This is a genomic window from Streptomyces sp. NPDC007971 (assembly GCF_042958635.1).
Taxonomy (GTDB): Bacteria; Actinomycetota; Actinomycetes; order Streptomycetales; family Streptomycetaceae; genus Streptomyces.
Map to the genome: position 1 here is coordinate 581,235 of NZ_JBIBJK010000001.1, position 23,094 is coordinate 604,328.

Sequence of the window (23,094 nt, forward strand, 5' to 3'; positions counted from 1 at the left end):
TCTTGAGGAGGTGGGTCCGGTCACTGGGACCGACGCAGGGACCGACAACGGCCAGGCGGAGCTGCCCGAGGGCCAGGGCATGGGTGCGGCCGACACGGAGACCGGCTCCGAGTCGACGACGGAGCGCAGTGCGCGCTTCGAGCGGGATGCGCTCGAATTCCTCGACCAGATGTACTCGGCCGCGCTGCGCATGACGCGCAACCCGGCCGACGCCGAGGACCTGGTGCAGGAGACGTACGCCAAGGCGTACGCGTCCTTCCACCAGTTCCGCGAGGGCACGAACCTCAAGGCGTGGCTGTACCGGATTCTCACGAACACCTTCATCAACTCGTACCGCAAGAAGCAGCGCGAGCCCCAGCGCAGCGCGGCCGAGGAGATCGAGGACTGGCAGCTCGCCCGTGCCGAGTCGCACATGTCGACGGGTCTGCGTTCCGCCGAGTCGCAGGCGCTCGACCACCTGCCCGACTCGGACGTGAAGGCAGCGCTGCAGGCGATCCCCGAGGAGTTCCGCATCGCCGTCTATCTCGCGGACGTAGAGGGCTTTGCGTACAAGGAGATCGCGGACATCATGGGGACACCCATCGGAACGGTGATGTCCCGGCTGCACCGGGGCCGCCGTCAACTGCGCGGACTGCTGGAGGACTACGCCCGTGACCGTGGTCTGGTCCCCGCCGGCGCCGCAGAGTCGAACGAAGTGAAAGGCTCGGGCTCATGAGCTGCGGAGAGCCGCACGAGACGGACTGCAGTGAGGTCCTCGACCATCTGTACGAGTTCCTCGACAGCGAGATGCCGGACGTCGACCGCGACAAGTTCCAGCACCACTTCGAGGAATGCTCCCCGTGCCTGGAGAAGTACGGCCTGGAGCAGGCCGTGAAGAAGCTGGTCAAGCGGTGCTGCGGGCATGACGACGTGCCCTCCGACCTGCGCGCCAAGGTCATGGGGCGGATCGACCTGATCCGCTCCGGACAGGCCGTCCCCGAGCACGACGTGACCGCCGCACCGCAGGAGAGCTGAGCCGCACGGCTCGCCGGGTCCGAGCGCCCGCGTATCACCCGAACGTGCTAATCCTCGGGTCATAGTCCTCCGGACCCTCCGAATGCCGCCCTAGGCTCCGTGCCGGGACAGGCATGGGCGGCGGGAGGGGCGTGATGGAGGCGGTTCCGGCAGGGGCACGCGGCTATGTCGCCTGTGTCGCCCTGCTGGCCGTGCTCTGCGTCGTGCCCCTTCCGGCCACCCGTACCCCCTGGTGGGCGCTCGCCCTGGTGGCCGCCCTGTACGCGGCCTGCGACCACGTCGTACGGCGCCGTCTGGGCGGCACCTTCTACCCCGTTCTGCTCGCCGGGGCGTTCCTGCTGGCGCCGCCCGCCGCGGCGCTCGTCCCCGTGCCGGCCGCCCTGTTCGCGCGTGTCGAGCAGCGTTCGGGGTGGCCGCGCCGCGTCTGGCGGGCCGCACAGCCCTCGCTCGCCGTGTGGGCCGCGTCCCGGGTGCACTGGGCGCTCGGCGGCCGGGACGCCGTCGTGGGCTGCGACTTCCCCTACGCCCTCGTGCCCGCCGGGGCCGCCGTCCTCGCCTTCTGCCTGGTGCTCGCCGCGCTCGACGGCGGGATCCTCGCCACCGCCGAGCACGTGCCGCTGCACAGGGCCTGGCGCGGGCTGCTGTCCCGCTCGCTGGCGCCGGTCGCGGTGCACGGGCTGGCGGGGCTCATGATGGCCGTGCTGTGGCGCAGCCCGTACGGGCCCGGCGCCGCGCTCCTCGTGCTGCTGCCGATGGGCGTCTCCTACTGGGTCTTCGCCCAGTGCCACCGGGAGCGGGCCGCCCACCAGGCCACCATCCGCGCGCTGGTGCAGGCCGTCGACATCAAGGACGGCTACACCCGCGGCCACAGCGAGCGGGTCGGACAGGCCTCCGTGATGATCGCCCGTGAGCTCGGCATGGACGACGACCGCGTCGAGGTGCTGCGCTTCGCGGGCATCCTGCACGACGTCGGCAAGCTCGGCGTGCCCACCCGGCTGCTGCGCAAGGACGGGCCGCTGACCCCCGAGGAGCGGCGGATCATCGAGCTGCATCCCGAGTACGGCCACGAGATGGTCCGCGGGATCTCCTTCCTCGGAGAGGCCCGGACGGCGATCCTGCACCACCACGAACGGCTCGACGGCAGCGGCTACCCGTACGGGCTGGCGGGCGGTCAGATACCCGAGTGCGCCCGGGTGGTGGCCGTCGCGGACGCCTTCGACGCCATGACCTCCACCCGGTCCTACAGCAGGGCCCGCCCCGTCGAGGCGGCGGTCACCGAGCTGGAGCGGTGCGCGGGGACCCAGTTCGACCCGCGCATGGTCACCGCGCTGGTCCGGGCCCTGGACCGCTGGGGCTGGCACCCGGCCGTCACGGCCGACGAGACGCCGTACGGGGTCCCGGCCCAGCAGCCGGTCACCGGCAGCCGCGGCGGGGCACCCCGGTGACCGCCCTGCGGCTCATCCACGGCTGCGCCGCCCTCGTCGCGGCCCTCTCCCTCGCCTTCACCCTGTGGAGCGGCATGCACGAGCGGGGCGTGGCTCTCGCCTTCGGCGTGCTCATAGCCGTCGGCGAGCTGACCCGGTGGAGCGACGCCCCGGTGCGCCGGGCCGCGCCCCTGGGCACCGCCGCATCGCTGTCGTACGCCCTGCTGGGGGTCGACGCGGGACACCCGACCCAGCACGACGCCCCCCAGGTCGTCACCATCGTCCTCGCCGCCTCCCTGCTGGGCGGCGTCCCGCACATCTGGTGCGGCCGCAGCCCCACCCTCGACCATCTCGCCCGCCGCCTGCTGACCGTCGGCTTCGCCGCCGTCTGCTTCCAGCCCCTCTACAACGAGGGCGTGTTCGCGCACTGGAGCGGCCCCGCCTACGCCCTGCTGCTGGTCGTCCTCGTCGTGCTCACCGCCCTGTGCGACACCGTCCTCGCCGCGGCCCTCGCCCACTCCCGCACCCGCTGGCCCTTCGGCCCGCTGCTGCGCGACGAACTGCGCGGGCTGCTCGGCATCGGGTCCGCCGTGTGCGCGACCGGCGCGGTCATGGCGCTGGCGGTCGCCGTGGTCGGGCTGTGGGCGCTGCCGGTGTTCTGCCTGCCGCTGCTGCTGACCCAGCTGTCCGTGCGCCGCTACGCCGCCGTCCGTGCCACCTACCGGCAGACCATCGCCTCCCTCGCGCGGGCCACCGAGGTGGCCGGGTACACCCCGGCCGGGCACGCCCGCCGCGTCGCCGCGCTCAGCCTGGCCGTCGGCCGGGACCTGGGCCTGTCCGGAGCGGAACTGACCGTCCTGGAGCATGCGGCCCTCATGCACGACATCGGGCAGCTCAGCCTGGTCGACCCCGTCCCGGCCGGCGCCACCGCGGCCCTGCCCGCGCAGGAACAGCGGCGCATCGCCCTGCTCGGCGGGGCCGTCGTACGGCAGACCGGGGTGGATGCGGCGGTCGCCGTGGTCGTGGAGCGGCAGGCCGACGCCTGCCGGGAGCAGCCGCTCGCCGCGCGGATCGTGCGGGCGGTGAACGCCTACGAGGAGAGGGCTCGCGACGCCGGGCCCGACGGGCCGCTCAGGGCCCTGGAGGAGCTGCGCCTGGCCACGGCCGGGGAATACGCTCCCGAGGTCGTCGAATCGCTCGCCCGGGTGCTGTCCCGCAACGGGGTCGGCGCGACGGGGGTCCCCCCGGGCGTTCAGTTCTGGGGGAGCCTCGTGTCAGGGTGGGGGGAGACGGATGGGCCTGAGGCCGCCCGCGGCGGGGTAACCCATGGGTAATGAGCGCCCTTCCCGGCGTACGTGGTTGGATGCGAGGGAGAGGGTGTCCGGGGGCACAAGCCAGCCCACTGTGCGGAAATGGAACTGGCAGGCGGGAATCGTGAGGATCTTCGGCAAGGGACGGCACCGGCCCTCCGCCTCCTGGCGGCAGGCCACCGACCGCGCGTTCACGCTCATCGGGGACGGCCGGTACGAGGACGCGGGCGAACTGCTGACACGCGCGGCCGACCTGGAACCCTGGCTGTCGGAGTCCTGGTTCAACCTCGCCCTGCTGCACAAGTTCCGGCACGACTGGGAGCAGGCCCGCGCCGCCGGACTGCGCGCGGTGGCCCTCCTGGACCGCGAGAGCGGCGCCCCGGACTGGTGGAACGTCGGCATCGCCGCCACCGCCCTGCAGGACTGGCCGCTGGCCCGCCGCGCCTGGCAGGCCTACGGACTCAAGGTGCCCGGGGGGCCCTCCCGGTCGAAGGCAGGGGGAGCTGCCGCCTCGGGCGAGCCGCTCGGCATGGAACTGGGCAGCGCGGCCGTGCGGCTCTCGCCGGAGGGCGAGGCCGAGGTCGTGTGGGGCCGCAGGCTGGACCCGGCCCGCATGGAGGTGCTCTCCATTCCGCTGCCCTCCTCCGGGCGCCGCTGGGGCGAGGTCGTGCTGCACGACGGCGTCCCGCACGGCGAGCGCACGACGTCCGCGGGGCACTCCTACCCGGTCTTCGACGAGATCGAACTGTGGGCGCCCTCGCCCGTGCCCACCTGGGTGGTCCTGCTGGAGGCGGCCACCGATGCCGACCGGGACGCGCTGGAGCAGCTGGCCGCCGACGCGGGGTTCGCCGCGGAGGACTGGTCGTCGTCGGTGAGGCTGCTGTGCCGGATGTGTTCGGAGTCCCGTATGCCCTCCGACGAGGGTGAGGGAGTGCATCTGGATCCGCACGACCACAGTGAGCCCGGGCACCCCGGACCGCTCGGGCACCGGACGGACGGGCAGCTGTGGGTGCCGGAGCGGGAGTGCGGGGTGGCTGCGCCGGCTTCCCTGGTGAGGGGGCTGCTGGACGGATGGGTCGCGGACAGCCCGGACTCCAGGGACTGGCGGGACCTCGAAGAGGTGTGTTGACGCAGCCTTCCGGCCGCGGCGGCGTCGTGGCTGGTCGCGTCCGCGCGGCGGAGCCGCGAGGATCGGTCCCGCGCCTCCTGAGGGCCGCTGCACGTACCCTGTAGCAGCAACTTCACCACCTGTTTTCCTGAGGAAGGCTTACGTCGGTCATGGCGCAGCAGGACACCGATCAGCAGCACGCGGGCGTGCTCCCCGTCGACGACGAGGGGTATGTCGTCGACACGGAGGACTGCGAGGGGCGCGAGCAGGCCTGGCACGAGCGCGGCACCTCCCGGCCGATCACGGTCGTCGGCAACCCGGTGCTGCACACGGAGTGCAAGGACGTCACCGAGTTCGGCGAGGAGCTCCAGCAGCTGGTCGCGGACATGTTCGCCAGCCAGCGCACCGCCGAGGGCGTGGGCCTGGCCGCCAACCAGATCGGTGTCGACCTGAAGGTCTTCGTCTACGACTGCCCCGACGACGAGGGCGCCCGCCACGTCGGCGTGGTCTGCAACCCCAAGCTGGTCGACCTGCCCGCCGACAAGCGCCGCCTCGACGACAGCAACGAGGGCTGCCTGTCCGTACCCACGGCGTACGCGCCGCTCGCGCGTCCCGACTACGCCGAGGTGACCGGCCAGGACGAGAAGGGCAACCCGATCAAGGTCCGCGGCACCGGATACTTCGCACGGTGTTTGCAGCACGAGACCGACCACCTCTACGGGTACCTGTACATCGACCGCCTGTCCAAGCGCGACCGCAAGGACGCCCTGCGGCAGATGGCTGAGAACGAGCCACGCTACCCGGTGGTCGCCAACGACTGAGACGTCACGCCGAGACGTACGGCGACCCTGCGGGAGCAGCCATGACGCCCGCTGTGACGCCCGGCCGGGATCTGTCCCGGCCGGGCGTCGTTCGTTTGTTCGTCGCAAGAATCCCGGCATCTTGGGGTGGTGAGTGAAGCAAATGCGTTCCCTCAACGGTCAGTTGTGGTGCTGAATGGGAAGGGCGGGGATACGCAACGGCGCGCGCCCGGCACGGTTCGGAGGGGCGGGCGCTCCTGGCGGCTGAGAGGGGACTGTTCGTGCACGCTTTCTCACACGGCACCACATCGTCGACGGCGGTAGCAGTACCGCCGTCTCTTGCCCTCCCGGTGATCGAGGACTCGTTTCCACGACAACTCCACCCGTATTGGCCAAAGCTCCAGGAGAAGACCAGGCAGTGGCTCCTGGAAAAACGGCTCATGCCGGCGGACAAGGTGCGGGAATATGCCGACGGACTTTGCTACACCGACCTCATGGCGGGGTACTACACCGGCGCCCCCGACGACGTCCTTCAGGCCATAGCGGACTACAGCGCCTGGTTCTTCGTCTGGGACGACCGGCACGACCGTGACCGGGTGCACGGGCGGACGGCCGACTGGCGCCGGCTGAGGTACCGCCTGCACGCGGCCCTCGACGCCCCCCGGCACCATCTGCACCACCCGGACCCCCTGGTCGCGGGACTCGCGGACAGTGTGCTGCGGCTGTACTCCTTCCTGTCGCACACCTGGAACCGGCGGTTCGCCCGCCACTTCCACGAGGTGATCGAGGCCTACGACCGCGAGTTCCGGAACCGGACCAGGGGGTATGTCCCGAAGGTCGATGAATACCTTGCCCTTCGGCGGCTCACGTTCGCGCACTGGATATGGACGGACCTGCTGGAGCCGAGCGCCGGGCATGAACTCCCCGACGCCGTAAGGAAACACCCGGCCTATCGCCGTGCGGCGCTGCTCAGTCAGGAATTCGCCGCCTGGTACAACGACCTCTGCTCGCTACCGAAAGAGATAGCGGGCGACGAGGTGCACAATCTCGGAATCAGTCTCATCACTCATGAGGCACTCACCCTCGAAGAAGCGGTGGACGAAGTCAGGCGGCGCGTCGAGAAATGCATCCGTGAATTCATTGACGCCGAACGGGACGCCTTGCGTTTCGTCGGTGAACTCGCCGACGGCACGGCCGAGGGAGGGGAATTGAGTGCGGCCGTGCGCGCCTGCGTCGGTTCCATGCGGAACTGGTTCAGTTCCGTCTACTGGTTCCACCACGAGTCCGGCCGGTACACGGTCGACAGCTGGGACGACCGGTCCACGCCCCCGTACGTCAACAACGAAGCGGCAGGTGAGAAATGACCGTCGAGTCTGTGAAGCCCATGACCGGCGAGGCGACGGAACTGCGCGAACCGCCCCTGGCCGGCGGCGCCGTCCCGGTCCTCGGGCACGGTCTGCAACTGGTCCGCGACCCGCTCGCCTTCATGTCCGGGCTGCGCGCGCACGGCGACGTCGTGCGCCTCAAGCTCGGCCCGAAGACGGTGTACGCCGTCACCACACCGGCGCTCACCGGCGCACTCGCCCTCAGCCCCGACTTCGCGATCGACGGCCCGCTGTGGGAGTCCCTCGAAGGACTGCTCGGCAAGGAGGGCGTCGCCACCGCCAACGGCCCCCGCCACCGCCGCCAGCGGCGCACCATCCAGCCCGCGTTCCGGCTCGACGCGATCCCCGGGTACGGGCCGGTCATGGAGGAGGAGGCGCACGCCCTGACCCGCCGCTGGCAGCCCGGCGAGACCATCGACTGCACCGCGGAGTCCTTCCGGGTCGCGGTACGGATCGCGGCCCGCTGCCTGCTGCGCGGCGAGTTCATGGACGAGCGCGCGGAGCGGCTCAGCGTCGATCTCGCGACCGTCTTCCGTGGTATGTACCGCAGGATGGTCGTCCCGCTCGGGCCCTTGTACCGGTTGCCGTTCCCGGCCAACCGTGAATTCAACCGGGCGCTGGCCGATTTGCATCTGCTGGTCGACGAGATCGTCGCCGAGCGGAGGGCATCTGGTCAAAAGCCGGACGATTTGCTGACGGCATTGCTGGAGGCGAAGGACGACAATGGCGACCCCATCGGGGAACAGGAGATCCACGACCAGGTGGTCGCGATAGTCACCCCGGGAAGCGAAACTGTCGCTTCCACGATCATGTGGCTGCTCCAGATCCTCGCCGAACATCCCGAACACGCCGAGAAGGTGCGCGCCGAGGTCCAATCCGTGACCGGCGGCCGGCCCGTTGGATTCGCGGACGTCCGTGCGCTCAGGCACACCAACAATGTCGTCGTCGAGGCCATGCGGCTGCGTCCCGCCGTATGGATTCTGACGCGGCGCGCGGTGACCGACACCTCCCTCGGCGGCTATCGCATTCCGGCCGGGGCGGACATCGTGTACAGCCCCTACGCCATCCAGCGCGACGGCAGCTCCTACGACCGTCACCTCGACTTCGACCCCGACCGCTGGCTTCCCGAGCGGTCCAAGGACGTGCCGAAGTACGCCATGAGCCCCTTCAGCGTCGGCAACCGCAAGTGCCCGAGCGACCACTTCTCCATGACCCAGCTGAGCCTGATCACCGCGGCGATCTCGGAGAAGTACCGCTTCGAGCAGGTCGGCGGGTCGAACGACACCACGCGCGTGGGCATCACGCTCCGGCCGCACCGGCTGCTGCTCACACCGCAGCCCTGGTAGGCCACCGGGTACCGGCGCGCGCTCAGGCGGCCTGCGGGCCCCGGAACGCGCGCCGGTAGGCGTTCGGCGTCGTGCCCAGCGCGCGGACGAACTGGTGGCGCAGCGCCGCTGCGGTGCCGAACCCGGTGCGCGAGGCGATCGCGTCCACGGTCTCGTCCGTGGCCTCCAGCAACTCCTGCGCCAGCAGCACCCGTTGGCGCAGGATCCAGCGGTAGGGAGTCGTCCCCGTCTCCTGCTGGAAGCGGCGGGCGAAGGTGCGCGGCGCCATATGGGCGCGGGCGGCGAGCTGCTCGACGGTCACCTCACGGTCGAGGTGTTCCTCCATCCACACCAGGACCTCGCCGACCGTGTCGCACGGGGCCTTGGGCAGCGGCCGCTCGATGTACTGCGCCTGGCCGCCGTCCCGGTGCGGCGGCACCACCATGCGCCGGGCGATCCTGTTGGCCACCTCCGGGCCCTGTTCCTTGCGCACGATGTGCAGACAGGCGTCGATGCCGGCCGCGGTGCCGGCGGAGGTGATCACCGGGTCCTCGTCGACGTAGAGGACGTCCGGTTCGATGACGGCCCGGGGATTGCGCAGCGCCAGCTCGCCGGCGTGACGCCAGTGCACGCTGCACCGCCGCCCGTCGAGCAGCCCGGCCGCTCCGAGCACGAAGACACCGGAACACACGCTCAGCACCCGGGTGCCGCGCCCGACCGCCCGCGCCAGGGCATCGAGCAGCGCGGGCGGATACTCCCGGGTGACGTACTCGCTGCCGGCCGGCACCGCGATCAGGTCGGCCTCCTCCAGCCGCTCCAGACCGTACGGCGTCGACACGGTGAGCCCGCCGACATGGGTGCTCAGCGCCTCGCCCTCCGCCGAGACCACGGCGAAGTCGTACACCGGCAGGCCCTCGTCGCTGCGGTCGATGCCGAACACCTCGCACACCACACCCAGCTCGAAGGGGTGCACTCCGTCCAGCAGCACGGCCGCCACGTTCCTGAGCATGCGACCAGTGTGCCTCAGAGCTGGCAGTAAATCGATGGTGTGCGGCAGTCCTGCCACTCCCGGTCAGGAGCGTTCGGCGCGACAGTGGTGACATGACCGGAAACCAGATCGAAGGCCTGATCGGAATGCTCACCACGCTCGGCATCCTGGTCCTCCTGGCCCTCCCGTCCGTGCTCGGCATCGTGCGCGACAGGCGCATCGACCGGCAGCTCGGGGAGGCCCAGGAGAACCGCGGAGGCGATCAGCGGAACAAGGAGACTCAGAAGTCCTCGTCCAGGTCCACGGTGCCCTCCACCGCGACCTGGTACGCCGACGGGCGGCGCTCGAAGAAGTTCGTCAGCTCCTGAACACCCTGCAGCTCCATGAAGGAGAAGGGGTTCTCCGAGCCGTACACCGGGGCGAAGCCGAGGCGCGTCAGGCGCTGGTCGGCGACGCACTCCAGGTACTGCCGCATCGACTCGGTGTTCATGCCCGGCAGGCCGTCACCGCACAGGTCGCGCGCGAACTGCAGCTCGGCCTCGACGGCCTCCCGCAGCATGTCGGTGACCTGCTGCTGCAGCTCGTCGTCGAAGAGGTCCGGCTCCTCCTTGCGGACGGTGTCGACCACCTCGAAGGCGAAGGACATGTGCATCGTCTCGTCGCGGAACACCCAGTTGGTGCCGGTCGCGAGACCGTGCAGCAGACCCCGGCTGCGGAACCAGTAGACGTACGCGAAGGCGCCGTAGAAGAACAGGCCCTCGATGCACGCGGCGAAGCAGATCAGGTTGAGCAGGAAGCGGCGGCGGTCGGCCCTGGACTCCAGACGGTCCAGCTTGTCGACCGAGTCGATCCACTTGAAGCAGAACCCGGCCTTCTCACGGATCGACGGGATGTTCTCCACGGCCGCGAAGGCGGCGGCGCGGTCGTCCGGGTCGGGCAGGTAGGTGTCGAGCAGCGTCAGATAGAACTGGACGTGCACGGCCTCCTCGAACAGCTGGCGCGACAGGTACAGGCGCGCCTCCGGGGAGTTGATGTGCTTGTACAGCGTCAGCACCAGGTTGTTCGCGACGATCGAGTCGCCCGTCGCGAAGAAGGCCACCAGACGGCCGATCAGGTGCTGCTCCTCGGGGGACAGCTTCGCGAGGTCGGCGACGTCCGAGTGGAGGTCGACCTCCTCCACGGTCCAGGTGTTCTTGATGGCGTCCCGGTAGCGCTCGTAGAAGTCCGGGTAGCGCATCGGACGCAGGGTGAGCTCGAAGCCGGGGTCGAGCAGGTTCTGGTGAGTCATTGCTGTCGGCGCGAGGCGCCGTCCTCCAGTGGTGATGGTCGGGTGGCGGGCGGGAGCTACTGGCAGGCCTCGCAGGACTCGGGGTTCTCCAGGGAGCAGGCGACGGCGTCGGGGTCGGCCGCCTGCTGGACGGGGATGGCCGGCTGGGCCTGCGCCGCGCGGGCGATCCGCGTCGCCGGACGCGAGCGCAGGTAGTACGTCGTCTTCAGGCCCGACTTCCAGGCGTACGCGTACATCGAGGAGAGCTTGCCGATCGTCGGCGTCTCCAGGAACAGGTTCAGGGACTGCGACTGGTCCAGGTACGGGGTGCGGGCCGCGGCCATGTCGATGAGCCCGCGCTGCGGGATCTCCCAGGCCGTGCGGTACAGCGCCCGCAGGTCCGCCGGGATCCACACGAAGTCCTGCACCGAGCCGTTGGAGTCGCGCAGCGCCTCACGGGTGCGCGCGTCCCAGACGCCCAGCTCCTTCAGGTCCTGCACCAGGTACGAGTTGACCTGCAGGAACTCGCCGGACAGGGTCTCGCGCTTGAACAGGTTGGAGACCTGCGGCTCGATGCACTCGTACACACCCGCGATGGAGGCGATCGTCGCGGTCGGGGCGATCGCGAGGAGCAGCGAGTTGCGCATGCCGACCGCGGCGATCCGCTCGCGCAGCGCCGCCCAGCGCTCGGGCCAGACCGGCTCGACGCCGTAGTGGTCGGGGTGCAGGACACCCTGGGCGGTGCGGGTCTTCTCCCAGGCGGGCAGCGGGCCGTTCCGCTCGGCGAGGTCGGCGGAGGCCTCGTACGCGGCGAGCATGATCCGCTCGGCGATCCGCGTGGACAGGGCCTTGGCCTCGGGCGAGTCGAAGGGCAGACGGAGCTTGAAGAAGACGTCCTGCAGACCCATCGCGCCCAGGCCCACCGGACGCCACCTGGCGTTGGAGCGGCCCGCCTGCTCGGTCGGGTAGAAGTTGATGTCCACGACACGGTCGAGGAAGGTGACGGCCGTGCGGACGGTCTCGTCCAGGCGCTTCCAGTCGATGTCCCCGTCGCTCACGAAGGCACCGAGGTTGACCGAGCCCAGATTGCAGACCGCGGTCTCCCCGTCGTCCGTGACCTCCAGGATCTCCGTGCAGAGGTTGGAGGAGTGGACGACATGGCCCGCGGTCGCCGTCTGGTTGGCCGTGCGGTTGGCGGCGTCCTTGAAGGTCATCCAGCCGTTGCCGGTCTGCGCGAGGGTGCGCATCATGCGGCCGTACAGGTCACGGGCCGGGATGGTCTTCTTCGCGAGCCCCGCCGCCTCCGCCCTGCGGTAGGCGGCGTCGAACTCCTCGCCCCACAGGTCGACCAGCTCCGGCACGTCCGCCGGGGAGAACAGCGACCACTGCTCGTCGGCGTTGACCCGGCGCATGAACTCGTCCGGGACCCAGTGCGCGAGGTTCAGGTTGTGCGTACGGCGGGCGTCCTCGCCGGTGTTGTCCCGCAGCTCCAGGAACTCCTCGATGTCGGAGTGCCAGGTCTCCAGGTACACGGCCGCGGCCCCCTTGCGCCGGCCGCCCTGGTTCACCGCGGCCACCGAGGCGTCCAGGGTCTTCAGGAACGGGACGATGCCGTTGGAGTGCCCGTTGGTGCCGCGGATCAGCGAACCGCGCGAACGGATGCGGGAGTACGACAGACCGATGCCGCCGGCGTGCTTCGAGAGACGGGCGACCTGGTGGTAGCGGTCGTAGATGGAGTCCAGCTCATCCAGCGGGGAGTCGAGCAGGTAGCAGGACGACATCTGCGGGTGGCGCGTACCGGAGTTGAACAGCGTGGGGGAGGAGGGCAGGTAGTCGAGGCGGCTCATGAGCCCGTAGAGCGCCGCGACCTCGTCCACCGCGCGGGCGCTGTCGTCCTCGGCGAGACCGGCGGCCACGCGCAGCATGAAGTGCTGGGGCGTCTCGATCACCTGGCGGGTGATCGGGTGGCGCAGCAGGTAGCGGCTGTGCAGGGTGCGCAGGCCGAAGTAGCCGAAGCGGTCGTCGGCGGCCGGGTCGACGAGGGAGTCCAGCCGGTCGGCGTGCAGCCGGACGAACTCGGCGGTGCGGTCGGCGACGAGGCCCTCGCGGTGGCCCACGGCTACGGACTCGGTGAAGGACGTCACACCCTGCGAGGCGGCCTCCGCGCGGACGGAGAGGGTCAGCAGCCGGGCGGCCAGCCGGGAGTAGGCGGGGTCCTCGGAGATGAGGCCGGCGGCCGCCTCCGTGGCCAGCTCGCGCAACTCCGCCTCGTCGGCCCGGGCGGAGCGGCCGCGCAGGGCGGCCGCGGCGACCCGGCCGGGGTCGGCGTCGGGGAGGTCGGCGGTCAGCTCGGTCAGGGTCCGCAGCAGCGCGGCACCGGGACCGTCGGTCTCCACCGGGGCTCCGGTCGCCTGGATGGCTGAAGCCGGGTCGGCTGGCGCGATGGTCACGTGGGGCTCTCCCTCGCTCGGCACGGGGCCTTGCGGAGGGCAGGGGGCGGCACGAGCGCACACGGCGTCGCGTCCACCAGCCCACTCCACGAGGCCCGGACGTCTCAAGGCACCCGCGCCGGACGGCCGGGTGCGTGCTGCCGGCAGGTCCTCGGACTGACGCGGGCGTGCGGATGCACGCAAGTACACCGTTGCGGGACAGTTCCGGATTCGCACCGGATTCCCCTGCGACGACAGCGAGGATGAGCATACATCTAGTGCCGGGCTGTCGTGTCACCCCCAGATGTTGTGTCGTCGTGGCTTCAGAGGGTCAACTCGTAGGTGAGGAGAGTGATGTCGTCCAGGTCGGGGAGGGGATTCCAGTCCCGCTCGGGTGTGCGAACGAAACCCAGGCGCTCGTAGATGCGGTGGGCGCTGTGCATGGTGCGCTGCGTGGACAGGACGATGCGGGTGCATCCCGCGGTGCGGCGGGCCCGGTCGATGCACGCGCGGACGAGGGCCTCGCCGACGCCCCGGCCGCGGGCGGTGCGCGAGACCGCGAGCATCCGGATCTCGGCCTCTGCCGGGCCCGCTATGTCGGCCATGGGGCCACCGGACGGGACGAAGGTGACTCCGCCCAGGACTGTCGCGTTGCGGACGGCCACGAGGACTTCGGCCGCGGCCGCCCGCTTGGCCACGTCCCGGAGCTCACCGAGGTACGCGTCGCTCTCGCCGAAGTCCAGCAGGCCGTCCTGGAGGTAGGCCTGGGCGGTGAGTTCTCCCAGGGCGGCGTATTCGGCGGGGTCTGCGCGGCGGATCAGGAGGTCCATGCCGGTGAGTGTGCACGAAACAGCGGGCCGCCGTGGTGGGTGGTAACCCGGCGGCCCGCTGGGCGGGGGCTAGTGGGTGCTTCCTGCCGTGGCGGGCGGGAGTTCCGCCTCGACCCCCGGCTCGCCCGCGTCCGCCGTGTAGTCCTCCGGGCGGGTCTCGTCGAGGCCCTCGGGGGCCTTCACGGCCTTCAGGACGACGGTCAGGACCACGGTGACGAGGACGTTCAGCACGAAGGCCGTCAGGCCGATGTAGCCGATCTCACCGATGCCGGGGATCTCCTTGGCGCTGCCGCCGAAGTGCTTCTGGGTCGGGGAGGCGACCCCGTAGGCCGCCGCCGTGCCGTACACCATGCCGACCGCCCACCCGGCCAGCAGCGCCCAGCGGTGGAACCAGCGTGTGAACAGGCCGCCGACCAGCGCCGGGAAGGTCTGCAGGATCCAGATGCCGCCCAGCAGCTGGAAGTTGATGGCGACCGTCTTGTCCATGGTCAGGACGAAGACCAGTGCGCCGACCTTCACCAGCAGCGACACGAACTTGGAGACCTGGGCCTCCTGCTTCGGCGTGGCGTCCGGCTTGATGAAGTCCTTGTAGATGTTGCGGGTGAACAGGTTCGCCGCCGCGATCGACATGATGGCCGCCGGGACCAGCGCGCCGATGCCGATCGCCGCGAAGGCCACGCCCGCGAACCAGTCCGGGAACATGTCCTCGAACAGCTGCGGGATCGCCAGCTGCCCGTTGGTGACCTTCACGCCGGCCGCGATCGCCATGAAGCCGAGAAGAGCCAGCAGGCCCAGCATCAGCGAGTACAGCGGCAGGATCGTGGTGTTGCGGCGGATCACCTCACGGCTCCTGGACGACAGCGTCGCGGTGATCGAGTGCGGGTACATGAACAGCGCGAGCGCCGAGCCGAGCGCCAGCGTGGCGTACGTCCACTGGCCCGCCTCCGGCGGGGCGAGCGCGCCGCGCGGCTTGCCGGTGGCGGGGTTGACCTGGCTGAACGCGTGGCCCGCCTTGGCGAAGACGTCGTCGAACCCGCCCAGCTTGATCGGGATGTAGATGATCGCCACCGTGATCACGATGTAGATCAGCGTGTCCTTGACGAACGCGATCAGTGCGGGGGCGCGCAGGCCCGAGGAGTAGGTGTAGGCCGCCAGCACACCGAAGGCGATGAGCAGGGGCAGGTCCTTCACGAACCAGTTGGTGTGGTCACCGCCGCCCACGCCCATCACGTCCAGCACCGCCTGGATGCCGACGAGCTGGAGCGCGATGTACGGCATCGTCGCCAGGATGCCGGTCAGCGCCACGGCCAGGGACAGGCCCTTGGAGCCGAAGCGGCCGCGCACGAAGTCCGAGGTCGTCACATAGCCGTGCTTGTGGGACACCGACCACAGACGGGGCAGGAACGTGAAGATCAGCGGATAGACCAGGATCGTGTAGGGCACCGCGAAGAAGCCGGCCGCGCCCGCCGCGTAGACCGCCGCCGGCACCGCGACGAACGTGTACGCCGTGTACAGGTCGCCGCCGAGCAGGAACCACGTGATCCAGGTGCCGAACGACCGTCCGCCCAGGCCCCATTCGTCCAGGGAGTGCTCGTCGTCGGCCCTGCGCCAGCGGGCGGCCAGGAAGCCCATGACCGTGACGGCCAGGAAGAAGAAGATGAAGACGCCGAGCGCGACGCCGTTGACGCCGTTCTTCACTGCGCCGCACCCCCCTTCGCGCCCTTGCGGCCGCGCTGGTCGTGCTGCCAGAGCCGGTACGCCAGCATCGTGAGCGCGGTGGAGATCAGCACCCACAGCATCTGGTACCAGTAGAAGAACGGGATCCCGATGAACGCGGGGTCCGTCTTGGCGTACGAGCCCACCCACAGCATCGCCACGAAGGGCGCGACGAGACACAGGGCGATGACCACGCGGACCGGTGTCACGACCGGTGGTCTCACTTCAGGCGCTTCCGACATGCCACGGCTCCGTCCCCTCGCTGATCACCTGTGTAATGCGCAGGCAATCTAGGTGACGTGCCGCGGCAGCGGAAGACCTCGTCCGTATGTCGGTATGTCGATTTGGGGATTGAGGTGTGAAGACCCCAACTCTCCCTAGTCCTGCGGGCGCTTGAGCCTGGCCACGAACTTGTACCGGTCGCCCCGGTAGACAGACCGGACCCACTCCACCGGCTTGCCCTCACGGTCCAGGCTGTGGCGGGACAGCATCAGCATCGGCAGACCCACGTCGGTGCCGAGCAGACCCGCCTCGCGCGGGGTGGCCAGCGAGGTCTCGATGGTCTCCTCGGCCTCGGCGAGATGGACGTCGTAGACCTCGGCGAGGGCGGTGTACAGGGAGGTGTACTTCACGAGCGAGCGTCTGAGGGCCGGGAAGCGCTTGGCCGACAGATGGGTGGTCTCGATCGCCATCGGCTCGCCGTTGGCCATGCGCAGCCGCTCGATGCGCAGCACGCGCCCGCCGGCCGTTATGTCGAGCAGCTCGGCGAGCCGGTCGTCGGCGGTGATGTAGCCGACGTCCAGCAGCTGCGAGGTGGGCTCCAGCCCCTGGGCCCGCATGTCCTCGGTGTAGGACGTGAGCTGCAGCGCCTGGGACACCTTCGGCTTGGCGACGAAGGTGCCCTTGCCCTGGATGCGTTCCAGGCGTCCTTCGACGACGAGCTCCTGCAGGGCCTGGCGGACGGTGGTGCGGGAGGTGTCGAACTCGGCCGCCAGCGTGCGCTCGGGCGGGACCGGAGTGCCCGGAGCCTGCGTCTCCGTCATGTCGAGCAGGTGCTTCTTCAAGCGGTAGTACTTGGGCACACGCGCGGTACGGACCGTCCCGGCCTCGTTCTCCGCACTGCCGACGTCGGTGCTCATGCTCTGCCTTCCCGGCTCCTGATGCCGAAAGCGACCGACATCCCATCGGCCACGGCTCACATCGTGGCACGGCTTCGTGGATCAGGACTCCACCCGCACGCTCCGTGATCCTCTCTGTATACCGTCGGACCCGCTGCTGGTCTAGTCCAGCAGGCGGGTGCCGCCCCCGGGAGCGGTGACCGGTGAGCGCCGGTGACGGCACCGGCACCCAGGGTCAGATTCCCTGCCAGTCCGGCTTGTTCGCATAGGCGTGCCGGAAGTAGTCGGCCAGCTTCAGCTTGGACGCGGCGGCCTCGTCGACGACCACCGTGGCATGCGGGTGCAGCTGGAGTGCCGAGGCCGGGCAGACGGCCGCGACCGGTCCCTCGACAGTCGCGGCGACCGCGTCCGCCTTGCCCTCGCCCGTCGCGAGCAGGACCAGGTGGCGGGCCTCCAGGATGGTGCCGATGCCCTGGGTGATGACGTGGTGCGGCACCTGCGTGATGTCGCCGTCGAAGAAGCGCGCGTTGTCGATCCGGGTCTGCTCCGTCAGCGTCTTGATCCGGGTGCGCGAGGCGAGCGAGGAGCACGGCTCGTTGAACCCGATGTGCCCGTCCGTCCCGATCCCCAGCAGCTGCAGATCCACCCCGCCGGCCTCCGCGAGCGCCCGGTCGTAGGCCTTGCACGCCGCACGGACGTCCTCGGCCGTGCCGTCCGGGCCTATGAACGCGTCCATCCCGATGCCGAGCGGCTCCAGCACCTCCCGGCGCAGCACCGAGCGGTAGGACTCGGGATGCTCGGCGGGCAGCCCGACGTATTCGTCGAGCTGGGCTATCCGGGCCCCTGCGGTGTCCACGGCGCCGGAGTGCACCTTGGCGGTCAGCGCCTGGTAGATGGGCAGCGGAGTGGAGCCGGTGGCCACACCGAGCAGGGCGTCGGGCTTGCGTCGCAGCAGGTGGGCCATGGCCTCGGCGATGAGCTCGCCGCCCGCCGCGGCATCCGGAACGATGACAACTTCCACGCTGGGCCTGCCGTTCTGAAGAGGGCCTGGAGGTCTGGGAGGGCTCGGAGCACAAGTCGCTATGTGGTTTAGACCAATCTAACAGAATCGGCCTCCCGGGCCCAGATGAGGCGGCTGCTACGCCAGGGAACCTCCCGTGGCGTCCAGCCAGTGCCCGGTCACCCATCGCCCGTCCTGCGACACGAGGAAAGCCACCGCGTCGGCGATGTCGGCCGGCGTGCCCACCCGCCCCAGTGCCGAGTACCCCGCCGCGTCCCGCCAGGCCTCGTCGCTCGTGCGCAGCCATCCGGCGTTGACGTCCGTGTCCACGATGCCGGGCGCGACCGAGTTCACCGTGATGCCGCGCGGCCCCAGCACCTTGGACAGATCCCGGGTGAGGACGTCCAGCGCCGCCTTCGTCATCGCGTAGGCCATCAGCTCGGGCATCACGGCGGCCCGCGCCAGCCCGGACGATATGTTCACCACCCGCCCGCCGTCCCGCAGCCGCCGCGCCCCGAGCCGGGTGATGAAGTGCGGTGCCTTCACGTTCACCGCGAACAGCCGGTCGTACTCCTCCTCTCCGATCTCCTCGAAGGGGCGGGAGGTGCCGATCCCCGCGTTGTTCACCAGGATGTCCACCCCGTCCGCATGCCGGTCGAACTCCTCCCACAGCCGCTCGGCGTCGCCCGGCACCCCCAGCTCCACCCCGATCGCGAACGCGGAGCCGCCCCCCGCCTCGATCGCGGCCACCGCCTCCTGTGCCGCCGCCCCGTTGCTGCCGTAGTGCACCGCGACCCGTGCCCCGTCCCGCCCCAGCCGTTCGGCGATGCCCCGTCCGATGCCCCGGCTCGCGCCCGTGACCAGCGCCGTCTTCCCCGTGAGCGCACCCATGTCCGCCACCCCTCATTTGTCTAGCGGTCGCTACAAAAAAACCGTACAGCACGCCGCCGACATTTCTCTAGGGGGCGCTATAAAATGCACTCCATGGTGAGCGCCCGGGAGACGGACCAGGAGACGGAAGAGGCAAAAGAGCAGGTCAGGACGTCCAGGTCGCGGGGCCGCCCGCGCTCCTTCGACCGTGCCACCGCGCTGGAGAAGGCGCTCATGGCCTTCTGGGAGCACGGCTACGAGGCGACCTCGGTCTCCGATCTCACCCGGATCATGGGCATCGGCGCCCCGAGTCTGTATGCGGCCTTCGGTGACAAGCGGACCCTGTTCGAGGAGGTCGTGAGGGTCTACGCCGGCACCCACGGCGCCTTCGGCGACCGCGCCCTCGCCGAGGAGTCCACCGCCCGCGCGGCCGTCGAGCGGACGCTGCGCGAAGCCGCCGCCGCGTACACGGACCCTGCCCACCCGTACGGCTGCCTGGTCGTCCACGCGGCCACCAACTGCACCAGCCCGGAGGTCGAGGCGCTGCTGCGGGAGCGGCGCAACGCGAGCATCTCGGGCCTGGAGTCCCGCATCAAGGCCGACGTGGCGGCAGGGCGGCTGCCGGCCGGTACCGACGCCGCGGCGCTCGCCCGGCACACCGGGGCCATGATCCAGGGCATGTCCCAGCAGGCCCGGGACGGCGCGAGCCGGGCGGAACTGACGGCGCTCGCGGAAATTGCCATGACCATCTGGCCCCAGGGCTGACCCGGGCGGGCTAGGCTGCGTGGCATCGCGTGCCGGACGACTTCAGCGCATACCCTCTCGCTCATGGACACGCCATCGTGGTCTAGTCCACAATGCGTAGGGGACAATCGTAGGGAAAACTGAACAGCTTCCGTCTTCCCCGCACAGGAAGACGGACCGAGGAACCGGAGCTCTCTGCCCTGACTGCCCCGACTCCTCGGCCTTCGGCCGACCGGGACCGCACACCCCACGGCCGATGATGCTCCGGGCTGCGGTGCCGGGAGGGTTGAGGGTCCCTCTCAGGCGCCGCGGCCCGCGGGTGTTTTCCGGCCATGCGCGGGCCCCGGGTACGCTCGCAGACGTGCCCTCCATGAACGAACTCGTACGCCAGCACACGGCCCTCGACGACTCCGATCTCGAGTGGCTCCACCTGCTGGTATCGGAGTGGCAGCTGCTCTCCGACCTCTCCTTCGCCGACCTGGTCCTGTGGGTCCCCACCCGCGACGGCACCCGGTACGTCTCGGTCGCCCAGATGCGCCCCAACACCGGCCCCACCTCCTACCAGGACGACATGGTCGGCCACCTGGTCCCGCGCGGCCGGCGGCCCATGCTGGACGCGGCGCTGGACGAGGGCAGGATCGTGCGCGAGGGCGACCCGGAGTGGCGCGAAGAGGTCCCCGTCCGGGTCGAGTCCATCCCCGTACGGCGTGAGGGCCGGGTCCTCGGCGTCATCGCCCGCAACACCAACCTGCTCACCGTCCGCACCCCCAGCCGTCTTGAGCTGACCTATCTCCAGAGCGCCTCGGACCTCGCGCAGATGATCGCGGCCGGCTCCTTCCCCTTCCCCGGCCAGCAGGTCGACATGGACGCCTCCCCGCGCGTCGGTGACGGCCTGATCCGGCTGGACGCGGACGGCATCGTCCAGTACGCCTCCCCGAACGCCCTCTCCGCCTACCACCACCTCGGCCTCGCCGCCGACCTGGTCGGCCAGCACCTGGGGCAGACCACGGCCGAACTCGCCCCGACCCGGGGGCCGGTGGACGAGGCGCTCGCCAAGGTGGCGAGCGGCTGGGCGCCGCGCGAGTTCGAGATCGAGGCGAACGACGGGGTGATCCAGTTCCGGGCCATCCCGCTCAAGCCCAAGGGCACCCGCATCGGGTCCCTGGTGCTGCTGCGGGACGTCACCGAACTCCGCCGCCGCGAGCGTGAGTTGATCACCAAGGACGCGACCATCCGGGAGATCCACCACCGGGTGAAGAACAACCTCCAGACCGTCGCGGCCCTGCTGCGTCTGCAGGCCCGGCGCATCGACTCCGAGCGCGGCCGGGAGGCCCTGGAGGAGGCCGTGCGCCGCGTCGGCTCGATCGCGATCGTCCACGAGACGCTGTCGCAGAACCTCGACGAGCGGGTGGAGTTCGACGACATCGCCGACCGGGTCCTCGCGATGGTCGCCGAGATCTCGCCCGGCAAGGTGACCGGCCGGCGCAGCGGGCGGTTCGGGATCCTCGACGCCGAGGTCGCCACCCCGCTGTCGATGGTCCTCACCGAGATCCTGCAGAACGCCCTGGAGCACGGCTTCCGCGAGGGCGACACCGGCACGGTCGAGGTCTCCGCGGTGCGCGGCGGCACCACCAAGGAGGCCCGCCTCCTCGTCACCGTCCAGGACGACGGGGTCGGACTGCCCGAGGACTTCGACCCGCACCGCTCGGGCAATCTCGGTCTGCAGATCGTACGAACCCTGGTGGAGGGCGAGTTGGGCGGAACCTTCGACATGGTTCCTGCGCCCGGGCGGGGAACTCGGGTGATCCTGGACGTCCCGGTGCGGGCGCAGAAGTAGAAAGCACCCGGACGGCCGAACGGAAAGCCTCCCCGCACAGCCCTCACGCACAGCTTCCCTGTGCAGCACTCACGCACAGTTTCCCTGCACAGTCCTCACACACAGCTTCCCTGTACGGCTTCCCTGCGCGGCGTTCCCGTACAGCCCGGAGCGACCCCGAACAGCATTGAGCCCCGGACCACTTGGTGGGCCGGGGCTTAAAGCTCGTTGCTGCTCTGCTATGTCGCTAAGCGCATCGGGGGTACTGCGCGCTGCGGCTCGGGGGCGGGAGATGCGTACTCGCTGTACGCGCCGCCAAGCTCAGGCTGTCAGCAGGGGTGGGAGCGTCAGGCGGAGGCCTGACGAGCCCGGTTGCGAGCGGCGCGGCGCTTCATGGCGCGGCGCTCGTCCTCGCTGAGACCACCCCAGACGCCGGAGTCCTGACCGGACTCGAGCGCCCACTGCAGACACTGCTCGATCACCGGGCAGCGACGGCAGACGGCCTTGGCTTCCTCGATCTGCAGCAGCGCAGGACCGGTGTTGCCGATGGGGAAGAAGAGCTCGGGGTCTTCCTCGCGGCAAACGGCGTTGTGACGCCAGTCCATGGCTGCTACCTCTCCTTGGTATTACGTGCTCGTTGCTTGTGAATGTGAACGCTTTCACGAATCCCTCAACAAGGGAAGGGCCGACCGCCGAGTTGACCTCGGCGTGGTCCTTGGTTTGAAGAGGGGTTCCGGTGATCAGTGGAGGCCGGTGTTGCGGGCCGTCCCGATCGCCACGTAGAGACTCGCAAACCTCAGCGACGGATACAACCCCTTCCGGAAAGTTTTTTTTGATTCCTCGGTGTCGACTGGGTCACAGCCGTACTTCCATGGGGTGGATCCTGGCCTAAACGTTCGAGTGAAAGGACTTTCGCCCGTTCCGCTCACACAATCACACGCAGTGCGCGGCGTACGCCTGTGAACGTCACGCTGGTACGCAGTCCTAGGTGGTCGCCGTCCATCTGAAGGGGGAGGGGGGCCTTCGAATGCAAGGTGAACTGGTCCAGATCGTGCAGGGAGAGGACGTGCTTGCCGTGGGGTCCCCGATCGGGGGACGAAGTGAGCAACTGTGTGCCATACCGGGCAACCGCAGCCGTCGACAGGCGGCTGAGACCGAGCACGTCGACGCCGGTATCGAACGACGCCTTAGGCGACGTGTACATCGGGCGATTGCCGAGATACGTCCAAGGGGACGTGTTCGAGACTATGGCGACAACAAGATCGGTCACCGGGTCCGCCCCGGGCCGTTCGAGAGTGATCGGGCCGCGCCGGCGGTGCTGCTCGCCGAGGAACTGCCGGACCACCTGGCGGACGTACAGGGCGTGCGTCGACTTCTTGCCGCGCTCGCGCTGCTGCTCAACTCGGCCGACCACCCCCGCGTCGAAGCCGAGTCCGGCGTTGAAGGTGAACCAGCGGTCGGGCACCGCCTCGTCCTCGGTGCCGGGCGTGCCCGAGGTCAGACCGAGTCCGACCAGCCGCTCGCTGCCGTCACGCAGGGCGTCCAGCAGCGCGCCGGTGGCGTCGACGGGGTCGTTGGGCAGGCCCAGGGCGCGGGCGAAGACATTGGTGGAGCCACCGGGGACCACGGCGAGACCGGGCAGGCGGTCCGGGTCGGGGCCGGCGTGCAGGAGGCCGTTGACCACCTCGTTGACCGTGCCGTCGCCGCCGAGGGCCACGACCAGGTCGATGTCGTCGCTCTCCGCGGCCTGCCGGCCCAGGTCGCGCGCATGGCCGCGGTACTCGGTGGTGACCGCTTCCAGCTTCATCTCGCTCGCCAGCGCGTGGATCAGCACATCACGCCTGCGTGCGCTTGTGGTGGTTGCCGCCGGATTGACCACGAGAAGTGCACGCATGGAGGGCAGCGTACCTACTGGGGGGTACCCGGCCCAGCCCGAGGTAGGGATCCGGT

At 70.1% G+C, this 23,094-nt stretch carries 22 protein-coding genes and 1 riboswitch; of the genes, 11 read left to right on the forward strand and 11 right to left on the reverse strand.

Translation table 11 applies throughout. The features are described from left to right. Positions 1-10 precede the first annotated feature (10 nt). From ACFZCP_RS02615 to ACFZCP_RS02650, 8 genes are all read left to right on the forward strand, one after another. A complete protein-coding gene (locus ACFZCP_RS02615) occupies positions 11-715 on the forward strand; it encodes a sigma-70 family RNA polymerase sigma factor (protein WP_391423364.1) in 705 nt (234 codons plus the stop codon). Next, positions 712-1,014, forward strand: a complete 303-nt coding sequence (rsrA, locus tag ACFZCP_RS02620; protein WP_362691954.1) for a mycothiol system anti-sigma-R factor — start codon at positions 712-714, stop codon at positions 1,012-1,014. The genes ACFZCP_RS02615 and rsrA overlap by 4 nt, the downstream gene beginning before the upstream one ends. 134 nt (positions 1,015-1,148) lie before the next feature. Continuing rightward, a complete protein-coding gene (locus ACFZCP_RS02625; protein WP_391423367.1) occupies positions 1,149-2,459 on the forward strand; it encodes an HD domain-containing phosphohydrolase in 1,311 nt (436 codons plus the stop codon). Next, positions 2,456-3,772: an HD-GYP domain-containing protein gene (locus ACFZCP_RS02630; RefSeq protein ID WP_391423369.1), complete on the forward strand. Its 1,317-nt coding sequence runs from the start codon at positions 2,456-2,458 to the stop codon at positions 3,770-3,772. The genes ACFZCP_RS02625 and ACFZCP_RS02630 overlap by 4 nt, the downstream gene beginning before the upstream one ends. A 100-nt stretch (positions 3,773-3,872) precedes the next feature. Beyond that, a complete protein-coding gene (locus tag ACFZCP_RS02635) occupies positions 3,873-4,877 on the forward strand; it encodes a tetratricopeptide repeat protein (protein ID WP_391423371.1) in 1,005 nt (334 codons plus the stop codon). Positions 4,878-5,026: 149 nt separating this feature from the next. Continuing rightward, a complete protein-coding gene (def, locus tag ACFZCP_RS02640; RefSeq protein WP_362691965.1) occupies positions 5,027-5,677 on the forward strand; it encodes a peptide deformylase in 651 nt (216 codons plus the stop codon). Positions 5,678-5,937: 260 nt separating this feature from the next. Then, positions 5,938-7,020, forward strand: coding sequence for an epi-isozizaene synthase (cyc1, locus tag ACFZCP_RS02645; protein WP_391423374.1), 1,083 nt, complete (start codon positions 5,938-5,940; stop codon positions 7,018-7,020). Beyond that, on the forward strand, positions 7,017-8,387 hold the full coding sequence (locus ACFZCP_RS02650; protein ID WP_391423376.1) for a cytochrome P450: 1,371 nt from the start codon (positions 7,017-7,019) through the stop codon (positions 8,385-8,387). Before cyc1 ends, ACFZCP_RS02650 begins: the two co-directional genes overlap by 4 nt. Positions 8,388-8,409: 22 nt before the next feature. On the opposite strand, the gene ACFZCP_RS02655 is transcribed toward ACFZCP_RS02650, so the two are convergent. Continuing rightward, entirely contained in the window at positions 8,410-9,375 is a 966-nt protein-coding gene (locus tag ACFZCP_RS02655; protein WP_391423378.1) for a helix-turn-helix domain-containing protein, read from the reverse strand. A gap of 92 nt (positions 9,376-9,467) precedes the next feature. Here ACFZCP_RS02655 and ACFZCP_RS02660 point away from each other — a divergent pair, with 92 nt between their 5' ends. Then, entirely contained in the window at positions 9,468-9,722 is a 255-nt protein-coding gene (locus ACFZCP_RS02660) for a hypothetical protein (protein WP_362691977.1), read from the forward strand. Here ACFZCP_RS02660 and ACFZCP_RS02665 read toward each other — a convergent pair. The 8 genes from ACFZCP_RS02665 to ACFZCP_RS02700 all read right to left on the reverse strand — a co-directional run bounded on the left by ACFZCP_RS02665 (position 9,635) and on the right by ACFZCP_RS02700 (position 18,605). Continuing rightward, the gene (locus ACFZCP_RS02665) at positions 9,635-10,642 is read right to left on the reverse strand and encodes a ribonucleotide-diphosphate reductase subunit beta (RefSeq protein ID WP_391423381.1); all 1,008 of its coding nucleotides are present in this window, start codon (positions 10,640-10,642) and stop codon (positions 9,635-9,637) included. The genes ACFZCP_RS02660 and ACFZCP_RS02665 overlap by 88 nt on opposite strands. Positions 10,643-10,698: 56 nt before the next feature. After that, a complete protein-coding gene (locus tag ACFZCP_RS02670) occupies positions 10,699-13,071 on the reverse strand; it encodes a ribonucleoside-diphosphate reductase subunit alpha (protein ID WP_391423382.1) in 2,373 nt (790 codons plus the stop codon). 124 nt (positions 13,072-13,195) lie between these two features. Beyond that, positions 13,196-13,351, reverse strand: a riboswitch (cobalamin riboswitch). A gap of 22 nt (positions 13,352-13,373) precedes the next feature. Next, positions 13,374-13,880, reverse strand: coding sequence for a GNAT family N-acetyltransferase (locus ACFZCP_RS02675; RefSeq protein WP_362691986.1), 507 nt, complete (start codon positions 13,878-13,880; stop codon positions 13,374-13,376). Positions 13,881-13,949: 69 nt separating this feature from the next. Next, on the reverse strand, positions 13,950-15,578 hold the full coding sequence (gene mctP / locus ACFZCP_RS02680) for a monocarboxylate uptake permease MctP (protein ID WP_391423385.1): 1,629 nt from the start codon (positions 15,576-15,578) through the stop codon (positions 13,950-13,952). Then, complete coding sequence (locus ACFZCP_RS02685; protein WP_362691992.1) at positions 15,575-15,838, reverse strand: DUF3311 domain-containing protein; 264 nt, start codon at positions 15,836-15,838, stop codon at positions 15,575-15,577. The genes mctP and ACFZCP_RS02685 overlap by 4 nt, the downstream gene beginning before the upstream one ends. 135 nt (positions 15,839-15,973) lie before the next feature. Further along, positions 15,974-16,735, reverse strand: a complete 762-nt coding sequence (locus tag ACFZCP_RS02690) for a GntR family transcriptional regulator (RefSeq protein WP_362691995.1) — start codon at positions 16,733-16,735, stop codon at positions 15,974-15,976. Between the two features lie 214 nt (positions 16,736-16,949). Continuing rightward, positions 16,950-17,735: a glucosamine-6-phosphate deaminase gene (gene nagB / locus ACFZCP_RS02695; protein WP_391423387.1), complete on the reverse strand. Its 786-nt coding sequence runs from the start codon at positions 17,733-17,735 to the stop codon at positions 16,950-16,952. A gap of 117 nt (positions 17,736-17,852) precedes the next feature. Then, complete coding sequence (locus ACFZCP_RS02700) at positions 17,853-18,605, reverse strand: SDR family oxidoreductase (protein ID WP_391423390.1); 753 nt, start codon at positions 18,603-18,605, stop codon at positions 17,853-17,855. A 93-nt stretch (positions 18,606-18,698) separates the two neighbouring features. Here ACFZCP_RS02700 and ACFZCP_RS02705 point away from each other — a divergent pair, with 93 nt between their 5' ends. Both ACFZCP_RS02705 and ACFZCP_RS02710 read left to right on the forward strand, forming a co-directional pair. Then, positions 18,699-19,349, forward strand: a complete 651-nt coding sequence (locus ACFZCP_RS02705; RefSeq protein ID WP_391423392.1) for a TetR family transcriptional regulator — start codon at positions 18,699-18,701, stop codon at positions 19,347-19,349. Positions 19,350-19,689: 340 nt separating this feature from the next. Beyond that, positions 19,690-21,165 (forward strand): PAS domain-containing sensor histidine kinase, encoded by a 1,476-nt coding sequence (locus ACFZCP_RS02710; RefSeq protein ID WP_362692007.1) that lies wholly within the window; start codon positions 19,690-19,692, stop codon positions 21,163-21,165. A 326-nt stretch (positions 21,166-21,491) separates the two neighbouring features. Here the strand turns inward: ACFZCP_RS02710 and ACFZCP_RS02715 are convergent, their stop codons facing one another. Continuing rightward, positions 21,492-21,749: a WhiB family transcriptional regulator gene (locus tag ACFZCP_RS02715; protein ID WP_003992873.1), complete on the reverse strand. Its 258-nt coding sequence runs from the start codon at positions 21,747-21,749 to the stop codon at positions 21,492-21,494. A gap of 320 nt (positions 21,750-22,069) precedes the next feature. Next, the gene (locus tag ACFZCP_RS02720) at positions 22,070-23,038 is read right to left on the reverse strand and encodes a diacylglycerol kinase family protein (RefSeq protein ID WP_362692010.1); all 969 of its coding nucleotides are present in this window, start codon (positions 23,036-23,038) and stop codon (positions 22,070-22,072) included. Between the last annotated feature and the right edge of the window lie 56 nt (positions 23,039-23,094).

Excerpts from the sequence above, each read along its gene's own strand:
- rsrA (WP_362691954.1), top strand. The coding sequence starts at position 712 with ATGAGCTGCGGAGAGCCGCACGAGACGGACTGCAGTGAGGTCCTCGAC.
- ACFZCP_RS02625 (WP_391423367.1), top strand. The coding sequence starts at position 1,149 with ATGGAGGCGGTTCCGGCAGGGGCACGCGGCTATGTCGCCTGTGTCGCC.
- def (WP_362691965.1), top strand. The coding sequence starts at position 5,027 with ATGGCGCAGCAGGACACCGATCAGCAGCACGCGGGCGTGCTCCCCGTC.
- ACFZCP_RS02650 (WP_391423376.1), top strand. The coding sequence starts at position 7,017 with ATGACCGTCGAGTCTGTGAAGCCCATGACCGGCGAGGCGACGGAACTG.
- ACFZCP_RS02655 (WP_391423378.1), bottom strand. The coding sequence starts at position 9,375 with ATGCTCAGGAACGTGGCGGCCGTGCTGCTGGACGGAGTGCACCCCTTC.
- ACFZCP_RS02660 (WP_362691977.1), top strand. The coding sequence starts at position 9,468 with ATGACCGGAAACCAGATCGAAGGCCTGATCGGAATGCTCACCACGCTC.
- ACFZCP_RS02665 (WP_391423381.1), bottom strand. The coding sequence starts at position 10,642 with ATGACTCACCAGAACCTGCTCGACCCCGGCTTCGAGCTCACCCTGCGT.
- ACFZCP_RS02675 (WP_362691986.1), bottom strand. The coding sequence starts at position 13,880 with ATGGACCTCCTGATCCGCCGCGCAGACCCCGCCGAATACGCCGCCCTG.
- ACFZCP_RS02685 (WP_362691992.1), bottom strand. The coding sequence starts at position 15,838 with ATGTCGGAAGCGCCTGAAGTGAGACCACCGGTCGTGACACCGGTCCGC.
- ACFZCP_RS02690 (WP_362691995.1), bottom strand. The coding sequence starts at position 16,735 with ATGAGCACCGACGTCGGCAGTGCGGAGAACGAGGCCGGGACGGTCCGT.
- ACFZCP_RS02700 (WP_391423390.1), bottom strand. The coding sequence starts at position 18,605 with ATGGGTGCGCTCACGGGGAAGACGGCGCTGGTCACGGGCGCGAGCCGG.
- ACFZCP_RS02705 (WP_391423392.1), top strand. The coding sequence starts at position 18,699 with ATGGTGAGCGCCCGGGAGACGGACCAGGAGACGGAAGAGGCAAAAGAG.
- ACFZCP_RS02715 (WP_003992873.1), bottom strand. The coding sequence starts at position 21,749 with ATGGACTGGCGTCACAACGCCGTTTGCCGCGAGGAAGACCCCGAGCTC.
- ACFZCP_RS02720 (WP_362692010.1), bottom strand. The coding sequence starts at position 23,038 with ATGCGTGCACTTCTCGTGGTCAATCCGGCGGCAACCACCACAAGCGCA.